Origin of the sequence: Microbispora bryophytorum (assembly GCF_006874465.1) — a bacterium.
GTDB lineage: Bacteria > Actinomycetota > Actinomycetes > Streptosporangiales > Streptosporangiaceae > Microbispora > Microbispora bryophytorum.
On sequence record NZ_VIRL01000101.1, the window covers coordinates 1 to 426 of the forward strand.

Below are 426 nucleotides of genomic sequence, written 5' to 3' on the forward strand. Positions count from 1 at the left end.
AGTGAAAGTCGCCGACCTCAATATCTCAAAACTTACCTTCGGGTGACGTTTGAGATATTTGCTCTTTAAAAATCTGGATCAAGCTGAAAATTGAAACGACACACTGCTTCATTTCTCCGTAATAAGAAATGAAAAATGGTGTGTTCGAGTCTCTCAAATTTTCGCAACACGATGATGAATCGAAAGAAACATCTTCGGGTTGTGAGGTTAAGCGACTAAGCGTACACGGTGGATGCCCTGGCAGTCAGAGGCGATGAAGGACGTGCTAATCTGCGATAAGCGTCGGTAAGGTGATATGAACCGTTATAACCGGCGATTTCCGAATGGGGAAACCCAGTGTGATTCGTCACACTATCATTACGTGAATACATAGCGTAATGAAGCGAACCGGGGGAACTGAAACATCTAAGTACCCCGAGGAAAAGA

1 rRNA gene is annotated in these 426 nt (G+C 44.1%); it reads left to right on the forward strand.

The features are described from left to right. Nucleotides 1-205: 205 nt before the first annotated feature. Nucleotides 206-426 (forward strand): 23S ribosomal RNA (locus FLX07_RS36030); the annotation flags it as partial.